This is a genomic window from bacterium, assembly GCA_022763185.1.
Taxonomy (GTDB): Bacteria; Bdellovibrionota_G; JALEGL01; order JALEGL01; family JALEGL01; genus JALEGL01.
Genome location: JALEGL010000005.1, coordinates 146,905 through 168,387, shown reverse-complemented (window position 1 = coordinate 168,387; position 21,483 = coordinate 146,905). Strand labels below are relative to the sequence as shown.

Genomic DNA, 21,483 nt, shown 5'->3' with positions numbered 1-21,483 from the left:
GGTGTTGTTATACTTTAACAGCACCGCAATTGTTGTATTCCAATGATTTTTTTATTTGGTTTCGGTGTAAGATTTATGCAGCTTGGAGAGAGAATATGAAAAAAAGAGTCGTTGTAACAGGTCTGGGTACGATTACCCCTCTGGGCTTAAATGTTGAAGAGAACCTGTTAGCCATTCAATCGGGTAAAAGTGGTGTTGGAAAAATTACTCGCTTTGACTGTGAGCAATACACCACCCAAATTGCAGCTGAAGTTAAAGGTTATGATCCAACGCAAAGTATAGATCCAAAAAGCATCAAGCAAATGGATCTGTTTATTCAGTATTCATTAACAGCAGCTTTGATGGCTCATCAAGACTCTGGCCTAGAGATTAATGATGCTAATGCAGAGCGTGTGGGTGTTATGGTTGGAGCAGGTTTAGGGGGTATCGGCACCATTGAAGAAACCCATAAAACCATTTTGGAAAAAGGACCTAGGAGAGTTTCTCCATTTTTTATTCCAAAAATTATTGCCAACTTGGCTCCAGGTCAGATTTCTATTGCTTTGGGTGCAAAGGGCCCCAATGCTTGTACCGTAACAGCATGTACAACGGGCACCCATAATATTGGCGATGCTGCAAAAATAATAGAACGTGGTGACGCCGATGTGATGATTGCTGGTGGTACAGAATCAACCATATCGCCTTTAGCAGTTGGCGGTTTTGGTGCCATGCGCGCATTATCTAAACGTAACGATGAACCAGAACTTGCCAGTCGTCCATTTGATTTAGACAGAGATGGTTTTGTTATGGGTGAAGGTGCAGGTATTGTTGTTTTAGAAAGCTTAGAGCACGCTCAAAAAAGAGGTGCAAGGATTTATGCAGAACTTGCGGGCTATGGCATGAGTGCAGATGCACACCATATGACCGCGCCTTCCCCTGATGGAGAAGGCGCAATTCGCTGTATGCAAGCAGCATTGACTGATGCACAGATGAATACGGATGATTTAGATTATATCAATGCCCATGGAACCTCAACCCAACTCAATGATGCTGGAGAAACCGCGGCTATTAAGGCCTTATTTAAAGATCATGCCAAGCAACTTAAAGTAAGCTCAACCAAGTCTATGACAGGTCACTTGTTGGGTGCAGCAGGTGGTGTAGAGGCTGTGTACAGTGTGTTAAGTATTCATCATCAATTTGTGCCTCCAACCATCAATTACACAACACCAGATCCAGCGTGTGATTTGGATTATGTTCCTAATGAAGCACAACAGCATAAAGTTGAAGCCGTGTTGAGTAATTCTTTTGGTTTTGGTGGAACCAACGGTTGTTTGATTTTTAAAAAGTTTTCTTGATGTCTATGAAAATACAGCCTAAAAAAATTTATATTGGCGGTGATCATGCGGCCTTTGAATTAAAAAAAGGGCTTATTGACTATCTTAAGCATGACTTGCACTACGCACCAGATCAGCTAGTGGATATGGGGACCCATGATGAAAGTTCTGTGGATTACCCTGATTATGCTCAAAAAGTGTGTAAAGAAGTGATCAAAAACCCTCAACATGTTGGTGTATTGCTTTGTGGCACAGGCATTGGAATAAGTATTGCGGCAAACAAGTACAAAGGTATTCGCGCAGCATTGGTTCAGTCTGAGTTTGAAACCCAGATGAGCCGTCAACACAATGACGCCAATGTAGTGTGTTTTGGATCAAGAGTGATCGATCAAGCAACCGCAAAAAACCTGCTCAAAATATTTTTAAACACCGACTTTGAAGGCGGCAGACACCAAAGACGCGTGGAGAAGATTCACAGTTTAAGTGGGTGTTAAGAGAAAGGTGGAGGAGAGGCCTTGTGCCGAATTCGACCTGGGTGGGATGAATTTGATCAAGACCGCGTCTTGATCAAAGAAGGGGGGAAGATCCCCCCTTGAAGAAGGCAGGACGCGTGGAGAAGATTCACAGTTTAAGTGGGTGTTAAGAGAAAGGTGGAGGAGAGGCCTTGTGCCGAATTCGACCTGGGTGTGCTGGCCGCTAAAAGCGGCATAAGTTATACTAGGTCATCGCAAGGCAAAGCCTTGCTCTTCACAAGTATAGCTTTAAATTTGATCAAGACCGACGTCTTGATCAAAGAAGGGGCCAATATTTCCCCTTAAGAAAGGAAATAAATGTTGAATGAAGATATTAAAACCAGTGACCCGGTTGCTTGGGAGTTGATGCAAGCAGAAACCCAAAGGCAAGAAGATCACCTTGAAATGATTGCCTCAGAAAACTTCACCAGTAAAGCTGTGATGCAAGCCATGGGGTCAACTCTGACCAATAAATATGCTGAGGGCTATCCTGGAAAGCGCTATTACAGCGGTTGTGAAGTGGTTGACCAGGCAGAGACTTTAGCCATTGATAGAGCTCAACAATTGTTTGGGAGCAAATACGCCAATGTTCAGCCCCATTCTGGAGCGCAAGCCAATATGGCGGTGTATTTTTCTGTGCTCAAACCAGGAGATACAATCTTGGCCATGAACTTGGCGCATGGGGGTCATTTAACCCATGGTAGCCCAGTGAATTTCTCTGGAAAAATTTATCAGGTTATTCCCTATGGAGTCAGTCAAGAGGAACAGTTGATTGACTACGATGAGGTGGAAGCTTTGGCTATAAAGCATCAACCCAAGATGATCGTGTGTGGTGCCAGTGCTTATTCTAGAATCATTGACTTTGAACGTTTTGCACAAATTGCTAAAAAAGTAGATGCTTACTTGTTGTGCGATATGGCTCATATTTCTGGCTTGGTGGCCAGTGGGGAACATCCCAGTCCTGTGCCACATTGTCATTTTGTAACGTCAACGACACAAAAAAGTTTAAGAGGTCCCAGAGGTGGGTTGATTTTAACCCAAGATGAAGCTTTAGCCAAAAAAGTCAACAGCGCTGTTTTCCCGGGGATGCAGGGTGGACCCATGATGCATACCATATTGGCAAAAGCAATTGCTTTTGGGCAAGCTTTAAAGCCAGAGTTTAAAACTTATACCCAACAGGTGATAAAGAATGCCAAGGCATTGGCAGATGCCCTGTTGGCTAAAGGCTATCACTTGGTCAGTGGTGGAACGGACAACCATTTGGTTTTAGTGGATTTAACGCAACGTAATTTAACCGGTAAACAAGCTGAGGAAGTTCTAGAGTCTGTTGGTATAGCGGTGAATAAAAATATGGTGCCGTTTGATGCACAGTCACCGTTTGTCACCAGTGGAATTCGCATAGGAACACCGGCTTTAAGCAGCCGTGGCATGCAAGAAAAAGAAATGCAGCAGATTGCGGGTATGATAGATCGTGCATTGAACCATATGGATGATGAAACGATTTACACTCAGTTGAAAGGTGAGGTTAAGCAACTGTGTCAGCAGTTTCCTTTGTATGATTGATGGGGCAAGAACTCAAGCATAGCCATGAATACTGGATGAAGCGCTGCTTGGTGCTTGCACAAAAAGCCATGAAACAGACGCAACCCAATCCCATGGTAGGGTGTGTGATTGTTGATCAAGGAAAATTGATTCATCAAGGCTACCATGAACGACATGGCCAAGCGCATGCTGAAGCCAATGCTTTAAAGAACTTTTCCTCAGACAAACATCCACACGCCACTTTATATGTTAATTTAGAGCCTTGCGCGCATCATGGTAAAACAGGGCCTTGCGCACAACGCATTGTTGAAAAAAAAATTGAAACCGTGGTTTATGGCTGTCAGGATCCCAATCCTAAAGTTGCCGGTCAAGGCTTGGCTTTTTTAAAACAGCATGGGGTTAAGGTTATTGGCCCGGTTTTAGAAGAACAATGCTTATGGTTTAATAGGGCCTTCTTTTACGCCATTGAAGAACACAAGCCTTATGTGACGGCAAAGTTTGCATTGTCGAGCAATGGTTATATGGGGAGCTTGAATAAACAAGAAAAAATTTCTGGCTGGTCCTGTCAAAGAAGAACTATGAAATTACGGGCTTTAAGCAAGCTTATCATGGTCGGCGTGAATACGGTGAATATTGACAACCCAAAACTTAATGTCAGAGGTTTAAATAGAGATTACAGTATGGCCATTGGCGTTGTTGATCCTGCGCTTAAAATAAGTTTAGACCGCCAAATACTCAAACACCCAGAAAAGGTTACAGTGATTTATGATGAGGCCCAGGCACAGCCAGATAAAAAAAACCAGTTGAAGCGCATGGGTGTTCATTTGTATGCTACAAAGCGGAATGCTCAAGCGGGCTTAAATCTGGATGATTTTTGGCAAGATTTATATAAACAAGGTGTTCATAGAGTTTTGGTTGAAGGTGGAGCCCGTTTGATTGAGTATTTGGATGCGCAAGGCGATATCCAAGAGTACTGTGTTTATCAGAGTAAAAACAAGGTCTTAAAGGGGCAAGGTTTGATCAAGGGCCCAAAAATTAAGGCTTTACAGCAAAGGCCATGTTTTGTTATAAACACATCAGAAGACCACATTCAGTGGTACAACGGACACGCACGGGTGTCTTAAAAAATAAGTTGTTTGGTGCCTAACCGTGTGTATGGTCCAAGAGGTTCTTTGAAGACATGTTTACCGGAATTGTACAAAAAAAAGTTTTTGTTCAGGCACTTAAGCAAGATCAATTGGTTTTGGACAATCCCTGGCCTCTAGAAAAGTTGTGGTTGGGTCAAAGTATTGCGGTTAACGGCTGTTGTTTGACGCTAGTCGATTTTTCAAAAGACCACATTGCATTTCAAGTTTCTCAAGAGAGCATACACAAAACCAATCTCAAATATTGTTCAGAAAAAAACATTGCCGTTAATTTAGAAATGGCCATGTCAGCCAATGCAACCTTAGATGGGCATATGGTCAGTGGTCACGTTGATGGGCAGTGTCAGATTCTAGATATAAAAGCAGTTGACCAGGAGTATAAACAAGTCAGCTTTACAGTGCCCAAAGAATTATTAGAGGATAATATGTTGGTCAGTAAAGGCTCTGTCACACTTAATGGGGTCAGCCTAACAGTTAATCATGTCAATCAAAGTGAGTTTGATGTGATGCTGATTCCAAAAACCTTAGAAATGACCAATCTCAATGACCTAAACAAAGGCACACCAATTAACATAGAGTTTGATATGGTAGGTAAGTATATTGTGAAAAGCATACAGCCGTACTTGGAGCAACTGAAAGGAAAGATTTAAAAAAATAAAAATTGATTTACAGTCGCTTAGCATCGCTCAGCAAAGCTGAGCTCAAAGCCGCTCATGTAAGTCAATTTTATTTGGAATATAAAAAATTGAGGATTAAACAATGAAATACAAAGAAATACAAGAAGCCTTAGAGCGATTAAAAATGGGCAAGATGATCATCTTGGTGGATGATGAGGACAGAGAAAACGAAGGTGACTTGGTGGTGGTTGCTGAAAAGGTGACAGCTGAAAGCATTAATTTTATGAGCATGCATGGACGAGGATTGATTTGTTTGGCGATGACTGAGGAAAAATGCGACGCTTTGAATTTGCCCATGATGGTGCAAGACAATACTTCACGTTTTACCACAGCTTTTACCGTATCCATTGAAGCCAAAGAGGGTGTTACAACCGGTATATCGGCACATGATCGTGCACATACTATTTTAACTGCGGTTAACCCCAATGCCAAAGCAGATGATTTAGCCAGACCTGGGCATATCTTTCCCCTACGTGCCAGAAAAGGTGGGGTTTTGGTGCGTACCGGGCAAACTGAAGGCTCAGTTGATTTGGCTCGGATGACAGGTTTAGAGCCAGCAGCAGTAATTTGTGAGATTATGAAAGAAGATGGAACCATGGCGCGCAGACCAGACTTGGAAAAATTTTCTGCCAAGCATGATATTCCAATTGTTAGTGTAGCCGATATTACGGCGTATCGTTTAAAATATGAATCTTTGGTGCAAGAAGTGGCAAGAGCACCATTGCCCAACACTTTTTCTGATGGCTTTGAGTTAAGGTTGTTTGAAAGCAAAATTGATCAGTATCAACATGTGGCTTTGGTTAAAGGAAAAATAGATCCTGAAAAACCTACTTTGGTTAGAGTGCATTCAGAATGTTTTACTGGGGATGTTTTGGGTTCGCTTCGTTGTGATTGCCAAGGTCAGTTGCATAAAGCGTTGGAAATGATTGGCCAAGCAGAGCAAGGCGTTCTGTTGTATTTGCGTCAAGAGGGACGTGGCATTGGTTTGGTCAATAAAATAAAGGCCTATGCCTTGCAAGACCAAGGGCATGATACCATTGCAGCCAACGAAAAACTTGGTTTTAAGTCAGACTTAAGAGAGTATGGTGTTGGCGCACAAATTTTAAGTACGCTTGGCGTAGAAAAAATGAAGCTCTTGACCAACAACCCAAGAAAAATTGTTGGCTTAGAAGGCTATGGTTTAGAAGTTGTTGATAGAGTTGCACTAGAAACACCCTCTAATAAAGTGAATGAAAACTATTTAAAAACCAAGCAAGAAAAAATGGGGCATTTGTTAAGCATTAAATAACGCTGTAATTGGCCATGAAAACTCAAGATAAATATAGTGCTGCTTTGGATAAAAAACAAAGCCCTTATGCAGTAGCATTGATTAAAGCCTCTTGGCATCAAGATTTACTTAAACAGGTCAGTGAGCAAGTAAAAAAAACTACAAAAGCTTTGCATGCGGCGTCTTTTGTTGATGAGTACGAGGTTACTGGCACTTTAGAGATTCCGCAGATGTTAGCGTTTATTGCCAGACATAAACACTATGATGCCGTTGTGGTGACCGGTTGTGTCATTCGAGGAGAAACCTCTCATTACGATCATATTTGTGACACTGTTTTTCCTGCAATTGATCAAGTTGCTAGAGAGTACGCTTTGCCGGTTGGAAATGCCATCCTCAGTGTAGAAAATATGGCACAAGCACAAGCAAGAGTGAATGGCGAGCATGGGCGTAAAGGTGAAGAAGCCTGCCACGCAGCCATACTGTTGGCTCAAAAATTCAGAGAGATAAAGGTTTCACAATGATTAAGCGACGGCGTTCAAGAGAGCAAGCTTTGCAAATCTTATACTTTATGGACTACGCTGATGTGGAAGCGCATGAAGCACGGCATCTTTTTCAAGGACATTTTGAAGTCAAAAATGCCGATGCCAATTACATGCAAACCATCATTTATGGTGTTGAAGATCACCAAAAAGCCATTGATGAAATTTTAGAGAAAGCACTAGAACATTGGAAATTGTATCGACTAGGAAAAATTGATAAAAGCATTTTAAGAATAGGGGTTTATGAAATGGTATTTGCAGTAGAAAAAATTGCATCTGCAGTTGCCATTAATGAAGCAGTAGAATTGGGAAAAAAATATGGTGATGAAAAAACCTCCAGTTTTGTCAACGGAGTGTTGGATAGAATTGCCAAGGAGTATCAACGATAATGTTTGAAAAGTTTCGTCAACGACAAAATCATAAAAAAATTGTTAAGCATTATGGACAAGTTTTTGAGGAATTAAAATGTGATGTTTTGTATGTTCCCGTATATGCAGGAGAAAAAGCACAGCATCCTTTGGCCATGATTTTGGATAACAACATCAATCATTTTTTAGGCCAAGCCTTAAGAAGTAAACGTTTTACCGGGCATTTGACAGAATACCTTTGGTACATCCCTAAAAAATTTAAAGGGATTGGCAGCATTTGTTTTTTTGGTGTTGGGCCAAAAGAGAGACTCAATTTAACTATTTTTCAGTCTATTTTAAACCAGGTAACGCAAATGGATGGTTTTAGAACGCTTAAAGAAGTTTCTCATATTAAGCAACCCAAAAAACAATATGTCATCATGCCCAATATTGATGGCCAACGCAATCGTTTGCTTAAAATTACCTGAGCCTAAAACTTTGAGCATGCGCTACAGTTCATTGTAGCACTATAGAATAAGGTAAAGACTTTTAAAAATAGCTCCAATGGATAAAACGCCAAGGCTTCCCAAGGTTAAGACCATGCCTAAAACCCTAAACTTAAAATTAGGAGGCGTCTTAAGTTCCATTTTAGTCAGTGCAAAAAAGTGAATGATCCTGCCAAAGGTAAAGCAGCTGGCCATGATGATTAAAGAACTATTTGGAAGGCTTTGAGTACTTTCCAAAAGAAACAAAAGAATTAAGAAAAGTGGTGTATAGGCACAAAAGTTGGCGTGCGCACTAACATAATTAAATAAAGGGTCTTTTTTCTCGCCATAGCCCAAACTCACTCTATATTTGCGCCTTGCTGCAATGGTTGCTCTAGAAATCAATAAAAGAATAAGGCCTAAAATACCCGCAAACAATAAACTGATCATGATTCAACTATACGTGTAAGTTGTGCAATTGCAATAAAAGCTTAAGTCTTAAAAAATTCAATAAGAATAAAAAAAGCGCACGTTATATTGACGTGCGCTTTAAGAAAATGAGTATAGGTTTAATTTAGTCTTTTTGATTAACTTCTAGGTAGTATTGTGCCACCTCAAAAAACCTTTGTTCGGTTAAGCTGCGCATAATGTTGCTGACCGCTTTTTCTATGCCAGATGGAGATAAAACAAAGGGAGCACTTTCTAAGGCTTTTTGAGCTTCTAAAACTTTTTTATTGTTTCTGAACTTTTCAATTTTTTTCTGAGTGTCTTCATAAAAATCATCTTCCATGACCAATCTTAAAGCTTCTTCACCCGGTAGTTGAAAGTCAGACTCAGGGTCTAAACCATTTAAGGTTGTGGAAACAAAGGTGGTTCTTCTGTCTTCAATTGCTACATCAGAGTCATCTGTATAGGTGTATTTTGGAGTAAGTGTGGCAAAGTAGGCATCTAATTCTGCAATGGCATCTTCAACATCTTGGATACGGCTTTTAGAAACATACACTGTTTTAGACATGATTCTTACTGATTCAACGGTTGCGTCTGCAACATTTTTAGGAGGTGCAACGCCCAGAAACACAACGTTAACATTTTTGTTTTTAGCTTCTGGAATATTTCTTAATAACATATCAGCAATGGTTTCACTGAAGTGACCCAGGTTTAAGTCACGAGCTCCGCCTTCAATAAAAATCCAATCTGGATTGATACTGCCATCTTTTACTTTATCTAAAAAGGCTTGGTCTACGTATTTGGATTCCCAGTCTGGACTTGTGTAATAAAGACCTCTGCTGCCCATGCCCAAGGCTTTGTATACGTAGTCCTGCATATGTAATTCAATTTGAAAATAAGGTTGAGAAACATCAATCATTTCATGATCAAAGCCCTCTTGTTTCAAGGCAGCTGATAATTGTCCTGGCAAACGATTTTCTACTGGCTCTAAATAAGGAGTGGCAGAGGTCCAGGAACCAATGTACAAGATTTGTGGTTTATAACTTTGTGTTTCTTCTGTTTGGCTTATGTCTTGGCCATAAACAGTCTGTAGTGCTAAGCTTGAAAATAGCATTAAAGATAGTATGTTTTTATACATTGAATGTTCCCCTGTTGGTTAGAATTAAATTATGCGTCGCATAATTAATAAACTCTATGTATTTTGTCAAATGATTTAGATATTGTCATGTGGGGGATCTAAGATTATGATGGACAGGTGAATGCTCAAGAGAAAAGTTTAGATCAGTTGCTTAAGCAACATGAGCAGCAAGCTTTGCCTGACCTGGTGATTGAGCCTTCACCCTGGCAAGAAAAAATGAGCCAGTTATTTCAAACATGGGTGGAGCCAGTTTTAAGTTGGCTTCGAACATGGTTTAATGGACTGAATAAAATCAACAATCACTATCAATGGCCATGGAAAACCATCATTCTTACAATTGTGTGCATGCTATTTGTGGTGGGCATATTGTTAGTGATTCGGTATTTTCTTAATAAAAAAGCCAATGCTATATCTAACGTCAGTTTAGCGAACGATAATTCAGAAAAATCGAGTCTGTATCAGATGTATGTCTTGGCAAAAAATCAAAAAAACTATGCCTTGGCTGCTCGGCTTATGTGGAAATGGTTTTTGCAGCAAAACAAGATTGTCCTATCCACAACGCCAATGGAGTATTTTGGTCGCAAAAATGAAGTAAAAAACATTTACAGCTTGATGTTTTTACCTCCTGCCCAAAAAAAAGACCTTCAACGCTTTGAAGCAATGCTAAGTGGGAGCAATCATGAAAAATAAACAGATTGCTCTGATTGCACTGGTGGTTTTGACAGGACTTTATTTTTTGGCACAAATCAAGCTCAACCAGAGAAAATCGCAAGAAGGTGTTCTGGCCAGCAGTAAAAATGCTCTGGGTTTAAGTATTGCAAAAGAATATCTTGCAGATCAACTGCACTTAAATAAAAAGGCTTTTCATGATTACCTGGATTTAAAAGCCTATGACATGGTGGCCATTCATTCGCCAAAATTTCCTTTATCTTCTTATGAACAAGAAACGCTTAGAAGCTATGTTTACCAAGGGGGCAGCCTTTTACTGACAGCAATGACAGAGGCAGATTATGAGCGGCTGAATGTTTATAATTTTACGCCCTTGACAGCTAAAAAAATGGAAAAAAAAGAGGGTGATGCATGGGTGAAAGCAGCCAAAGATGCATCTTTTAAAAATGGTCAAACAAAAACGATTCAATGGCCCAAGATGAATACTATTCAACACTACTCCGCCATTCATTGGGTTGAAGTCCTTGAAAGAAAAAATACAAAAACCAAGGTAGAAAAGAATAAGAGCTCAGATCAAGACCTTGTTCACTTGGTCCATGATCCAGAGTATCTCATGCAATGGTCTTTGGGTCAGGGTAAGGTTACTGTTTTACTTGGTGTTCCGCCGTATGCCAACGCCATGCTGCAATTTAAGGAAAACCAAGACTTTTTAAAAAGCTTAAAAGTAAAACACCCAACTATTTTGTGGGATGTTTATCATCACTATGTAAAACAGGCGGGCATCCAAGACTTACTTAAAGATGTACAGGTACTTGTGCCTATTTTAGGTTTTGTTTTATTTATTTTGTTTTACTTTTCTATGGTGCCAAAAAAAGTGATTCATGAGCAAGAAGAGTCAGATGAGTTCATTCCGACCTATCATGGGTTTTATGAGAGTTTGTTTTCTGCATTATTTAAAAACGATAAGGGTAGAGAGGATGCTTATGCATTTTTTCATCAAAAAACAGGGGAGCTTTATGGGCTAAAACAAGATAAATTGATAAAAACAGGAAAAATGGATGAAAAAGAGTTTATTTTAAATTGGAACAAAAGCGTCCTGGCTTTAGCGGAAGAATTTAAATAATGAATGAGGTTTTTTTAAGTGAAGTATCAAGAACAGTGTCAAAAAATTATCAATGAAATCAAAAGTTACTATTGCGATCATCAAAATATCACGCCAATGTTGATGGCGTCGTATTTGGTTAAAGGGCATGTTTTGATTGAAGGCCCACCAGGTACAGGAAAAACATCGTTAGCAAAAATGATGAGTGTTTTGCTCAGCAAATCTTTTTCCAGAATTCAATGCACTTCCGATCTTTTACCGCAAGATATAACCGGCTATTCTATTTTGCGTGGCGAAAAATTGGAGTTTGTTTCGGGGCCTGTTTTTTCAGACTTTTTGTTGGTGGATGAGCTCAATAGAGCATCACCCAGAGCTCAGTCAGCTTTGCTTGAAGCCATGGAAGAACAGCAAGTCAGTATTGATGGAAAAACGCATGAGTTAGGGGAGCATTTTTTTGTGATTGCTACACAAAACCCGCAGGATCATGAAGGAACCTTTCCACTGCCAGAAGTACAATTGGATCGCTTTTTATTGTGTATTCACACGGAGCATGCAGACTTGGAAACCGAGCAAAAGTTATTGCAGTTGCATTTAGAACAAAAAATTCCTATCGATTTTTCAATAATAAAAAAAGAAACATTGGATTTAGAGCAGGTATACAAAGAGATTATTAAAGTTAGCGTGGATCAAAGTTTATTAAATTATATCACTGAGCTCATTGCTAAAACTAGAAAGCATGAACTTATTGCCTGTGGTGCAAGTTTGCGTGCGGGTTTAGCTTTGGTCAAGTGTGCACAAGCTTTAGCGTATCTTGATGGTAGGAATACGGTAATCCCTGATGATATTAAGCTATTGGCAAAACCTGTGTTGAGTCATCGTATTGCTTTATCATCACAAGCTATTTTTCAAAATATGTCCAAGGATGCATGTATCAATGCCATACTTATGGAACTACCGTTCCCAAGCTAAGCCAAGCGTATACATGAGTCAAAAGTTTTGGCTCATGTTAGGCTTCCTGCAGTTTTTTTTATTGTTTGGCGTGTACAACAGCCTTATCTTTTATTTTGCATTGGCCATGATGGTTTTGTACTTTCTCTATCTATGGAGATGTTGGAAAACATTTAAAAACAACAATGTAAAAAAAGTCATCATTCGTTACAAAGAGCAATTAGAGCTCAATGCAACCACAACTTTTGCAATAGAGTTAAAGCACTATCAACTGTATTCTGTAGAGCTTGTCTTATATTTTGATCGGCATCAGGCCTTATTGTGGCAGCAACAAAATTATTGTTTTTCTTCCGGGCAGATGATTCAAACAGTGAAGGTAGAGGCAAAAAAATTAGGACGCTTTAGGGTGCCTAAGCTTAATATTCAACTTAAAGATTCTTCGGGTTTATTTTATAAAGAGATTGTTTTAAACAGCGACGAGAGTTTTGAAGTCTTGCCCAATAGTCAGAGCCAGAATATGCATGAAGTATTACAAATATTAAAAGCAGATCCTTATGCCATGGTTTGGAAAAACCAGCATAACGTGGCTAGGAAAAGTGACTTGGTTGTTGGTGCAAGAGAATACCGGCCTGGGGACCCCTTAAAATTAATTGATGCTAAAAAAACCGGGCGTTTAGATAAAGCCATGGTTAAAGTGTTTGAACAAGATGAAGCGCAACATCTTGAAGTTATTTTGGATGTGGGGCGCTCTATGTTGGGTGAAATTGAGAACAGTCAAAAAGTAGATTTTTATAGCTTGTTGGCCTATCAGTTGATTCGATACACTTGCAGCTTGGGAGATACGTTTTCTTTTGCATGTTTAAATGATCAATTGCATCAATATGTTTATAACAGCAGAAAATCTGAAGATTTTATCCGTGTTTATCGCAATCAAAAAATTGACGTAAGTCCGTATGACGCTCAACTTGAGCAAGCAGTGAAACATATTAAAAAACTTAATAAACCCAGTGTCGTTTTTCTTTTATTGGACATGTTAAAGCCATCGATGCATGCCGCCATCATCAAGCTTTTACCGCAGCTTGATCCTAAACATAAAATCATTGTTTTGCATGTGATTGAAGAAAAGTACAATGTTCAAAGTTTGGTACAAAAGCAAGCAGAGCAAATTGACAAGATCAATCATGACGATCGTAGGCAATTGTTGTATGCTCTAAACTTGCAGGAAAGAAAGCAAGACCTTATGGCCAAGTTAAGTCGCAGCAATGTTAGTATGGTTGACTTACCCACACAGCACGCTGTAGGTTTGTTGCGAGAGGTGTATAAGCAATTACGCGTTTAAAGTAGACATCGAAAAAAACAAGTTATGATTTTTTGGGTGCAGGTAAAAAAGTATAGAGCCAAAAGCATGCGGTGATAAAACAGCCAATGAATATTTTTTGTGTCATGCTTAAATACGTAAAGGGTGAGGCAAAGGCTTCAAATACCGCTGCCAAGGCAATCCATGGCAGTAAGCCTAATAAAACAGTGAAGCCATCTTTACTGCTTTGTTTGAATCGTGTGGCAAAGCTGAGTTTTTGACGACGTTTAAAAAACTCTTGGCCCATGATTAAACCTGAAAAACAACTGGCCACAATGAGTGTTAGTTCAAGAATACCATGCGTTGTAATAAATTGGATTAAAGCGTCAGAGAAACCGTAGCGTGCACAAAACGCAATGATAAAACCCACATGGAAACCGTTGAATACCAAAAGAAAAATACCACCAACAGCAACAAGTGCGCTCATAAGAAAAACATTGATACAGACTTGAATGTTGTTCCAGGCAATGGCAAAGCCGCCACTTAAAGGTGATTGTCTTAAACCATCAAACCAGTCTTGATGATTCATGATTCGCTCTGCCATGCCTTGAGACAGGAACAGTTGGGCGTATTCAGGCTTGTGCCAGCCCATAAATAAACCCACGAAAAACGCCAGGGTAAACAGCTGTAAGCTTATGATAAATAAGTCAAAATGTTTTTTCCAAATCGCTCGATAACGCAGTCTAAAATAAGACTGATTGCGTTGATGATGGTCTTGTAAGCTTAGAACGCTTTGGCTGAGTTGGAAGTAGGTATCTTCAAAATCCTGAAGTTCCGATGTAGAAAAATCACGACGAAGTTGATGAATATAGAGACTGAGTTGATCGTGCAGTTGGCAGATATGTTGGGTGTTTTGCAGTGAAAGGGTAGTAGAACCTTGCAAAATTTTTTGCATATCTGCCGCGGTCTTCCAGAACAACGAATAATTTTGATGATGTTTGATGGAAGACGGCAGCATATGATTAATGAACGACTTAGATGCCTTTTTCAGCTTCTGGACCGGTGTAGACCACTTGCGTATTGGCAATAAGGTCATGTAAACCGCGACGATCTTTTCTAAAGATGATCATAAAAAAGCCTATGCCCAAAATGACAGCAGCGAAAAATTTACCAATAATTTCTCTTAAAAATGTTCTGCCGTAACCAATGCGTCCACCCGTTTCCAGATTGATCACTTGTAGCTTCATTAGAAGTTTGCCAGGCGTAGCGCCTTTATTTTTGTAAAACCAACCAAAATAGAAAACAAGAATACCATAGGTTAAAAGATAAGTGACCAAAGCAACAACAGACTCACCCATGGCCTGTAAATTGAATAATGCAATGACTAACCCAGAGATAATACTCAATGGTATGGTCAGTAAGCTTGTAATCACGTTATCAACAATGGCTGCAGCAAAGCGTCGGCTTGCACCGTTATTTTTAGGAATAAAAGACATTTGTCCTACTTTCTTTAGAAAAGTTTATATATGCTTAGCCATTGTTGGCCTACATTTACAAAACTATAGCGCGTTCACATAGTCAAAGCAACGTTGGGCATGAAAACGTAAAAATTTTTCTTTGTCTGAAATTGTATTTAACGTGAAGTTTTCATCGGCTTGATAGTATTGGTTAAATATACTTTGCGCTCGAGCAAGAAGTTCCTGCTTTTGATACTCATCCGCCAGCTTGGATATAAAAACAGGAAACACCTGTTTAAGAAAAGCTTTGCAGTCAACAGGCTCAAGTATTTGTTTAGATGATAATAGATCGTTTAAGGATCTAAAGGAATCTTCATCTAAGTACAAAAAGTCACTTTTACGCTCATCCTTTGGTGTATGAACCACCATGGTGCCTGTCATCAGATCTCCCAGTCGCTGTGACTTTTTTGTAAGTAACATGGAAATCAAGGCCGGTAAGATCAAGCTTGCTTCAAAGTGGCGCATCATTTCACGCAAAATAATATCTTTCATACTCATTTTGGGTCGATCCAGGGCAATAACCCGCAATCCAAATACTTTCTTGCCCGGTGTGGTTTGCTGTTTATGCTCGTAATAGATAAAGTAAGCATGAAATGGACCAATCAATATAGCGTAAATCAGAACAAGGAGTAAAAAACCAATAACAGAAAGAACAATCATTTGTCCTAGGTTCCCGCTTTCAAGACTGCTTTGTGTCCAGCTTTTAAGGCTATCAAAAAGACCTGTAGCGGCAAAGACCCCCACACTGACAGCAAGAATAAAAGCCAATACAATATAAGCCCCATAGAGAAGAACGCTGACCATGCCAATATCACAGCAATAAGCGAGCATACGCTTAACAATAGGGGCAGGTAAGGCTTGTATTTGTGCACCTTCAATGAATTGAACATGTGATGTATTGTTGGGTGTTGGAGAAGATATCTCAGACATACCCAGGTATTATAAGATAATGCAAAAGATAAGGCCATTAAAAAGGCATTGTATTAAGGGGACAACGACCTTTTATCGATTTAATTGGGTAGTTGTCCCCTTAATTTAAATTTCCCTCCAGGTAAGGCCGTACCTAGAGGGAAGTTGAGCTTATTTAGCCAAAGTTCTTTTGAGCAAAGTCCCAGTTGGTAATTTCCCAAAAACCTTTGAGGTAAGCTGGGCGGGCATTGCGGTGGTCAATGTAATAGGCATGTTCCCAAACATCGCAGGTTAGAAGGGCTGTGTTATCGGTACCTAGAGTGTTTTCAGCATTGCTGGTGTTCACAATATCTAAATCTCCAGAAGCTGTTTTAACCAACCAGGTCCAGCCTGAACCAAAATTGCCCGCGGCTTTGCCATTAAAGGCTTCTTTAAAGGCATCCAAGCTGCCCCATTTTTTTTCTATGGCTTGGCCTAAGCTTGAGTTGCTGTCAAAAGAGGACTCGCCTGTTAAAGAGTTCCAATAAAAGCTGTGATTCCAGTGTTGAGCCGCGTTGTTAAATACGCCCATGTCATTTTTTTCACGACTGGCAACAACAATTTCTTCTAGACTTTTTCCAGCATAGTCTGTTCCTTCAATGGCATTGTTGAGTTTTGTAACATAGCCAGCATGGTGTTTGCCATGATGAAACTCTAAAGTTTCTTTTGATACATGTGGGGCAAGAGCCTCCATGTTGTAAGGTAAGTCAGGTAATGAAAACATAATTTTCTCCAATCATTTTAAGGTTTTGTGTGATTGATTAAGCTTTTTAAAAGCCATGAAGGCACCAATCACCTCAAGTAATCTATTGTAGTGAAAATACCTGAATGATCTTGAAATGCAAATTGAAACGGTCTCTCAGTATTTAAAAGCAACAGTTTACTTTATGAGCAAGCGGATAAGTCTGTTCTAGGCGCTGTAGATTCAGATATATTTAGAGTAAAAATTGAGGTTTAGGTGGCCTGTGAATTTAAGCGTAAAACTTAAAGCTAAATATTTGAATTTACTATACAAACCTTTTTGTTTTTTGAATCATATTCTTTCTTGACATGTGGGCGCTATCTTCGTATTAGGCACCTAAACTTTGATGTTGGGGGCAATACAGCCTGGAGAACAAAGCCATGGGATTTTTAAAAAACGATAGCAAGTCAACGGTCAGCAACGCTCAGGGAAGCGCTGGGCTCTCAAGCGGCGGTTTTAACGCAATCCTAGATCAGGGCAGTGAGTTTGAAGGTAAGTTGAGTTTTGAAGGCGTTGTGCGCATTGATGGCTTGTTTAAAGGCGAAGTGTTTGCTCCAGCGCACTTGGTTGTGGGTCCTACAGGTAAGGTGGTGGCCAGCATCAATGTTGATGTTGTAACCATATCGGGTCAAGTTGAAGGTGATATTGTAGCCAAAACCAGAGTTGAGCTGCAGTCTACAGCGCATGTCAAAGGCAATATCTTTGCCAGCAGTGTTGTTGTAGAAGATGGAGCGATTTTTGATGGAAAAATGAGCATGTCAAAAAAAACTGAGCTTAATGGTTTGGCTCAAGAAGAGAACAAAGAGGATAAACTCAGCCAACAAGATGAGGGGCACGCGTGATCAAAGAAAATAGGCATATTATTGCATTGCTAGCATTGTTTTTGCTGTTTGCTAAATTGTTTGAAAAAATTAACCTTTGGGGCTTGATGGGCTTAGAAGCTCCACATGGTTTGGTTTTTCAAGGGGTTTTATTTTTTGCCTTTTATTTTATTTTAAAGAATTTTTTGTTTGCTCCTTACATTAAGATTTTTCAAGAACGTGAAGAAGCAACCACGGGAAAACGTAATAGAGTGGAGCAGATGCGTTTAGAATCCGATCGACTTTTAGAACAATATACACAAAGTATTGAGGAAGCTAGAATTAAGGCAGCAAGTCACCGTGATGCTTTATTGCTTGAGGGTGAAGAAATAGAAAAAAACATTGTTTTTCAAGCTCGACAGACAGCAAAAGACAGTTTAGAACAAGAAAAAGAAAAAATCACTCTGCAAGCGCAAAAAGCACGTGCTGGGCTGAATAAAGAGATTTCCAGTTTATCTGAAGAAATTGTCGGCAAGTTTGTCCGCTCGGAGCGTAAAGGTGGTATTTTGAAAAAAGCAATGCGTAAGGCGGTGAGCTGATGGAACATTTACCAGCAATTTCAGTCGTTGTTAACTTTGCCATTTTAATGGTTGGCTTGGTTATGCTCAGTAAAAAGCCTGTTAAGGCCATGCTCAATGAAAAGCATGACAGTTGGAAAAAAAATATTGAAGAAGCCGAAGTGCTAAGAGAGCAAACCCAAGCGATGTTTGATGAATATCAGAGCAAGTTGGCAAGCTTAGACCAAGAGGTTGAAAGAATCATTGCCGATGCCAAAGCCAAAGGCGAACAATACAAAGCAAATATGGAAGAGCGTGCCAAAAAGAATGCTGAAAAAATTATTGCCCAAGCTAAAATTATGGCTGATCAAGAGTTAGAAAAAACCAAGAAAGCTTTGCAAAGCGATGCTTTAGCCAAAGCGTTGCTGCAAGCTGAAACAACACTCAAAGAAAAAGTGACCCAAGATGATCAGGATTTCTTTGTAGAGGGTTTTGTACAAGAAATGGAGAGTATGAAGCATGGCAGATAATAGAGCCAGTTTTGCCCAAGGTTATGGTATTGCATTGTTTGAGTCTTTGTTTGAAATGGACGATAAAAATTTGATCAATGCAGCAGATAAAAACTTTGCAGATTTTGAGCAGGTGATTGAATCTTCATTAGAGTTAAAGAATTTTTTGTCCAGCCCTGCGTTTGAGACCAATGAAAAGCATGAAGTTTTAAAAGAACTTAAAAATAAGCTTAATTTGGAAGAACCTTTTTATCGCTTTTTATGTGTGTTGGTGGACCAGGGGCATTTTGATTTGTACTCTGGGATTGTCAAATCATACCGCGAAGCCATTTTAAAAAGTGAGCAAAAGGTATCGGTGAATGTGACCAGTGCATTTGATCTTAGTGATGATCAAAAAGGAAGAGTTTTATATGCATTGTCTAAAAAACTAGGCAAAGATGTTTTATTGAATGTTCAGGTGAACCCTGCACTTATTGGCGGTTTAAAGGCAGAAGTAGATGGAGTTATTTACGATGCATCAATCAAAGGCAAACTCAATAGCCTACAAAAGGAGATGAAATCATGAGTATTCGTGTGGAAGAAATTTCTCAAGTTATAAAATCACATGTCAGAGACTACGACAAGCGCGTATCTGTGTCTGAAACTGGAACAGTCCTTTCAGTGGGTGATGGTATTGCAAGAATTCACGGCTTAGAAAAAGCAATGGCTGGTGAGTTGTTGTCTTTTTCAAATGGTGTTTATGGCTTGGCTTTGAACTTAGAAGAACATAACGTTGGTGCCGCGATTTTAGGGGATGATACCCATGTTCGTGAAGGAGATACCGTTGAAAGAACAGGAAAGATTACTGAAGTGCCTGTTGGACCGGAAGTTTTAGGAAGGGTTTTAAATGCTCTTGGACAACCCATTGACGGTAAAGGTGATTTAAAAACCAGTGAAACCAGAAGAGCTGAAGTAAAGGCACCTGGTATTGTTAGCCGTCAACCAGTGACAGAGCCCATGCAAACCGGTTTAAAAGCCATTGACTCTATGGTTCCTATTGGAAGAGGTCAGCGTGAATTGATTATTGGTGACCGTCAAACCGGTAAAACCGCCGTAGCCATTGACACCATCATCAATCAAAAAGGTCAAGATGTTAAATGTATCTATGTGGCTATTGGTCAAAAGCAATCAACGGTTGCACAAGTGGTGGATAAGTTGGAAAAAGAAGGTGCTATGGAATATACCACAGTGGTGTGTGCCAACGCATCTGACTCTGCGCCACTACAATTTTTGGCACCTTACGCTGGCGTTGCAATGGGTGAGTATTTTAGAGATAACGGTCAACATGCCTTGATCATTTATGATGATCTTTCAAAACATGCGGTTGCCTACAGACAATTATCCTTGTTGTTGAGAAGACCTCCAGGACGTGAAGCTTATCCAGGGGATGTGTTTTATGTGCACTCAAGATTGTTGGAAAGAGCAGCTAAAATGCATGATGACTTGGGTGGTGGTTCATTAACCGCTCTACCAATCATTGAAACGCAAGCCGGTGACGTATCGGCGTATGTACCCACCAACGTGATTTCTATTACTGATGGACAAATTTACCTTGAGTCTGATTTGTTTTATTCCGGGGTAAGACCAGCGATTAACGTAGGTTTATCGGTATCTCGTGTGGGTGGTAATGCACAAATTAAAGCCATGAAAAAAGTGGCCGGTACCTTGAGGCTAGAGTTAGCCCAGTACCGTGAATTGGCTGCTTTTGCGCAGTTCAGTTCTGATCTGGATGCTTCTACACAAAAGCAATTGGCCAGAGGTGCGCGTTTGGTTGAAATGCTAAAGCAAGGTCAATATGCACCTTATCCTGTAGAAGAGCAGGTTCTGGTAATTTATGCCGCCATTAACGGTTATGTCGATGACTATGAGCTATGGGCATTGCCACAATATGAAAAAGAATTGATTGCTTTTGCAAGAGATGAGCAGCCAGAAACTTTACGGTTGTTAAGGGAAGAAAAGAACTTAAGCGATGATGCCAAGGCTTCAATTCAAAAAACCTTGGATGCATTCAAAGACAGATTTAAACCTGAGGTGAAAAAATAAAACGTCATGGCATCTGTTAGAGATTTAAGAAAACGCATTAAAAGCGTTAAATCAACGCAAAAGATCACCAAAGCCATGAAGATGGTGGCGGCTGCTCGTTTGCGTAAAGCCCAAGAAGCAGCAGAAAAATCCAATCCTTACAGTAAGGTGATTACAGAGCTTTTTGCAGATTTATCATCAGATGAAAGCTTACAAAAACACCCTTTGTTTAACAAAAGAGATGTAAAACAAAAGTTGGTTTTGGTGTTTTCATCGGATCGGGGGTTGTGCGGATCATTCAATTCAAGCTCATTTAAAAAAGCTTTAGAGTTGTTGCAAGAGGACAGTGTCCAACTTTATACCTTTGGTAAAAAAGCCGACGGTTTTTTTGCAAGAAAATACAAAGATAGAATTTACAAAAGTGACGCAAGTTTTTGGGAAGGCTTTAGTGTTGAGTCTGCACAAAACTTAAGCAAAGAGTTATCAAAACTTTATGTAGAGCAAACATTTGATGAAATCGTTTTTATTTACAATGAGTTTATTTCAGTGATGACTCAAGAAGTTCAGGTAGAAACCGTGTTACCTTTGGTGGCAACACAAAAAGATGAAGGCGCTGTTGGAGATCAAGAACAAGCAGAAAAACCTTACTTGTTTGAACCGGGTAAGGAAAAAATTCTAGAAAGCTTAATTCCAAGAGCTTTGGACGTTAAAGTGTACCGCCCATGTTTGCATTCTTTGGCCAGTGAATTTGGTGCTAGAATGGCAGCCATGGATTCAGCAACCAGAAATGCTGGTGAAATGATAGATGACTTAACCTTAACCATGAACAGAGTAAGACAAGCCAATATTACCCGTGAACTTGTTGAAATTATCAGTGGTGCAGAAGCTTTAGGGTAGAACATAAAAGGAGACAATGACAAT

The 21,483-nt window shown here is 39.7% G+C and carries 25 protein-coding genes; 19 read left to right on the top strand and 6 right to left on the bottom strand.

What is annotated here, in order from left to right; all coding sequences use genetic code 11:
* Positions 1-95 precede the first annotated feature (95 nt).
* The 9 genes from fabF (at position 96) to MRY82_02305 (ending at position 7,830) form a co-directional block, all read left to right on the top strand.
* A complete protein-coding gene (fabF, locus tag MRY82_02345) occupies positions 96-1,334 on the top strand; it encodes a beta-ketoacyl-ACP synthase II (protein ID MCI5071769.1) in 1,239 nt (412 codons plus the stop codon).
* Positions 1,334-1,807, top strand: coding sequence for a ribose 5-phosphate isomerase B (gene rpiB / locus MRY82_02340; GenBank protein MCI5071768.1), 474 nt, complete (start codon positions 1,334-1,336; stop codon positions 1,805-1,807). Before fabF ends, rpiB begins: the two co-directional genes overlap by 1 nt.
* Positions 1,808-2,143: 336 nt before the next feature.
* Positions 2,144-3,388, top strand: coding sequence for a serine hydroxymethyltransferase (locus tag MRY82_02335; protein ID MCI5071767.1), 1,245 nt, complete (start codon positions 2,144-2,146; stop codon positions 3,386-3,388).
* Positions 3,389-3,456: 68 nt separating this feature from the next.
* Positions 3,457-4,491, top strand: a complete 1,035-nt coding sequence (ribD, locus tag MRY82_02330; GenBank protein ID MCI5071766.1) for a bifunctional diaminohydroxyphosphoribosylaminopyrimidine deaminase/5-amino-6-(5-phosphoribosylamino)uracil reductase RibD — start codon at positions 3,457-3,459, stop codon at positions 4,489-4,491.
* A gap of 56 nt (positions 4,492-4,547) precedes the next feature.
* On the top strand, positions 4,548-5,162 hold the full coding sequence (locus MRY82_02325; protein MCI5071765.1) for a riboflavin synthase: 615 nt from the start codon (positions 4,548-4,550) through the stop codon (positions 5,160-5,162).
* 109 nt (positions 5,163-5,271) lie between these two features.
* Positions 5,272-6,477: a bifunctional 3,4-dihydroxy-2-butanone-4-phosphate synthase/GTP cyclohydrolase II gene (locus MRY82_02320; GenBank protein ID MCI5071764.1), complete on the top strand. Its 1,206-nt coding sequence runs from the start codon at positions 5,272-5,274 to the stop codon at positions 6,475-6,477.
* 14 nt (positions 6,478-6,491) lie between these two features.
* Positions 6,492-6,977, top strand: a complete 486-nt coding sequence (ribH, locus tag MRY82_02315) for a 6,7-dimethyl-8-ribityllumazine synthase (GenBank protein ID MCI5071763.1) — start codon at positions 6,492-6,494, stop codon at positions 6,975-6,977.
* On the top strand, positions 6,974-7,384 hold the full coding sequence (nusB, locus tag MRY82_02310) for a transcription antitermination factor NusB (protein MCI5071762.1): 411 nt from the start codon (positions 6,974-6,976) through the stop codon (positions 7,382-7,384). Before ribH ends, nusB begins: the two co-directional genes overlap by 4 nt.
* Positions 7,384-7,830: a hypothetical protein gene (locus tag MRY82_02305; protein ID MCI5071761.1), complete on the top strand. Its 447-nt coding sequence runs from the start codon at positions 7,384-7,386 to the stop codon at positions 7,828-7,830. The genes nusB and MRY82_02305 overlap by 1 nt, the downstream gene beginning before the upstream one ends.
* Positions 7,831-7,869: 39 nt before the next feature.
* Here MRY82_02305 and MRY82_02300 read toward each other — a convergent pair whose 3' ends face one another.
* A complete protein-coding gene (locus MRY82_02300) occupies positions 7,870-8,277 on the bottom strand; it encodes an MAPEG family protein (protein ID MCI5071760.1) in 408 nt (135 codons plus the stop codon).
* 124 nt (positions 8,278-8,401) lie between these two features.
* Positions 8,402-9,412: a hypothetical protein gene (locus tag MRY82_02295; GenBank protein ID MCI5071759.1), complete on the bottom strand. Its 1,011-nt coding sequence runs from the start codon at positions 9,410-9,412 to the stop codon at positions 8,402-8,404.
* 117 nt (positions 9,413-9,529) lie between these two features.
* Between MRY82_02295 and MRY82_02290 the strand changes: the two genes are divergently transcribed.
* Genes MRY82_02290 through MRY82_02275 form a run of 4 tightly spaced genes read left to right on the top strand, consistent with a single transcriptional unit; the run spans position 9,530 to position 13,470 of the window.
* The gene (locus tag MRY82_02290; protein MCI5071758.1) at positions 9,530-10,102 is read left to right on the top strand and encodes a hypothetical protein; all 573 of its coding nucleotides are present in this window, start codon (positions 9,530-9,532) and stop codon (positions 10,100-10,102) included.
* Positions 10,092-11,204, top strand: a complete 1,113-nt coding sequence (locus MRY82_02285) for a hypothetical protein (GenBank protein ID MCI5071757.1) — start codon at positions 10,092-10,094, stop codon at positions 11,202-11,204. The genes MRY82_02290 and MRY82_02285 overlap by 11 nt, the downstream gene beginning before the upstream one ends.
* Before the next feature lie 18 nt (positions 11,205-11,222).
* Entirely contained in the window at positions 11,223-12,152 is a 930-nt protein-coding gene (locus MRY82_02280; protein MCI5071756.1) for a MoxR family ATPase, read from the top strand.
* A gap of 13 nt (positions 12,153-12,165) precedes the next feature.
* Positions 12,166-13,470 (top strand): DUF58 domain-containing protein, encoded by a 1,305-nt coding sequence (locus MRY82_02275; GenBank protein ID MCI5071755.1) that lies wholly within the window; start codon positions 12,166-12,168, stop codon positions 13,468-13,470.
* 22 nt (positions 13,471-13,492) lie between these two features.
* Here MRY82_02275 and MRY82_02270 read toward each other — a convergent pair whose 3' ends face one another.
* The 4 genes from MRY82_02270 to MRY82_02255 all read right to left on the bottom strand — a co-directional run bounded on the left by MRY82_02270 (position 13,493) and on the right by MRY82_02255 (position 16,620).
* On the bottom strand, positions 13,493-14,383 hold the full coding sequence (locus tag MRY82_02270; protein ID MCI5071754.1) for a stage II sporulation protein M: 891 nt from the start codon (positions 14,381-14,383) through the stop codon (positions 13,493-13,495).
* Positions 14,384-14,462: 79 nt separating this feature from the next.
* Positions 14,463-14,924 carry an RDD family protein gene (locus MRY82_02265; GenBank protein MCI5071753.1) on the bottom strand — a complete coding sequence of 154 codons (462 nt, stop codon included), beginning with the start codon at positions 14,922-14,924 and terminating at the stop codon, positions 14,463-14,465.
* Positions 14,925-14,987: 63 nt separating this feature from the next.
* The gene (locus MRY82_02260; protein MCI5071752.1) at positions 14,988-15,875 is read right to left on the bottom strand and encodes an RDD family protein; all 888 of its coding nucleotides are present in this window, start codon (positions 15,873-15,875) and stop codon (positions 14,988-14,990) included.
* Positions 15,876-16,029: 154 nt separating this feature from the next.
* The gene (locus tag MRY82_02255; protein MCI5071751.1) at positions 16,030-16,620 is read right to left on the bottom strand and encodes a superoxide dismutase; all 591 of its coding nucleotides are present in this window, start codon (positions 16,618-16,620) and stop codon (positions 16,030-16,032) included.
* A gap of 395 nt (positions 16,621-17,015) precedes the next feature.
* Between MRY82_02255 and MRY82_02250 the strand changes: the two genes are divergently transcribed.
* Genes MRY82_02250 through atpG form a run of 6 tightly spaced genes read left to right on the top strand, consistent with a single transcriptional unit; the run spans position 17,016 to position 21,459 of the window.
* Entirely contained in the window at positions 17,016-17,477 is a 462-nt protein-coding gene (locus MRY82_02250; protein ID MCI5071750.1) for a polymer-forming cytoskeletal protein, read from the top strand.
* Entirely contained in the window at positions 17,474-18,034 is a 561-nt protein-coding gene (locus MRY82_02245) for an ATP synthase F0 subunit B (protein MCI5071749.1), read from the top strand. Before MRY82_02250 ends, MRY82_02245 begins: the two co-directional genes overlap by 4 nt.
* Positions 18,034-18,522, top strand: coding sequence for an ATP synthase F0 subunit B (locus tag MRY82_02240; protein MCI5071748.1), 489 nt, complete (start codon positions 18,034-18,036; stop codon positions 18,520-18,522). The genes MRY82_02245 and MRY82_02240 overlap by 1 nt, the downstream gene beginning before the upstream one ends.
* Complete coding sequence (gene atpH, locus MRY82_02235; protein MCI5071747.1) at positions 18,512-19,066, top strand: ATP synthase F1 subunit delta; 555 nt, start codon at positions 18,512-18,514, stop codon at positions 19,064-19,066. Before MRY82_02240 ends, atpH begins: the two co-directional genes overlap by 11 nt.
* The gene (gene atpA, locus MRY82_02230; protein ID MCI5071746.1) at positions 19,063-20,583 is read left to right on the top strand and encodes a F0F1 ATP synthase subunit alpha; all 1,521 of its coding nucleotides are present in this window, start codon (positions 19,063-19,065) and stop codon (positions 20,581-20,583) included. The genes atpH and atpA overlap by 4 nt, the downstream gene beginning before the upstream one ends.
* 6 nt (positions 20,584-20,589) lie before the next feature.
* Entirely contained in the window at positions 20,590-21,459 is an 870-nt protein-coding gene (gene atpG / locus MRY82_02225; GenBank protein ID MCI5071745.1) for an ATP synthase F1 subunit gamma, read from the top strand.
* Positions 21,460-21,483 lie beyond the last annotated feature (24 nt).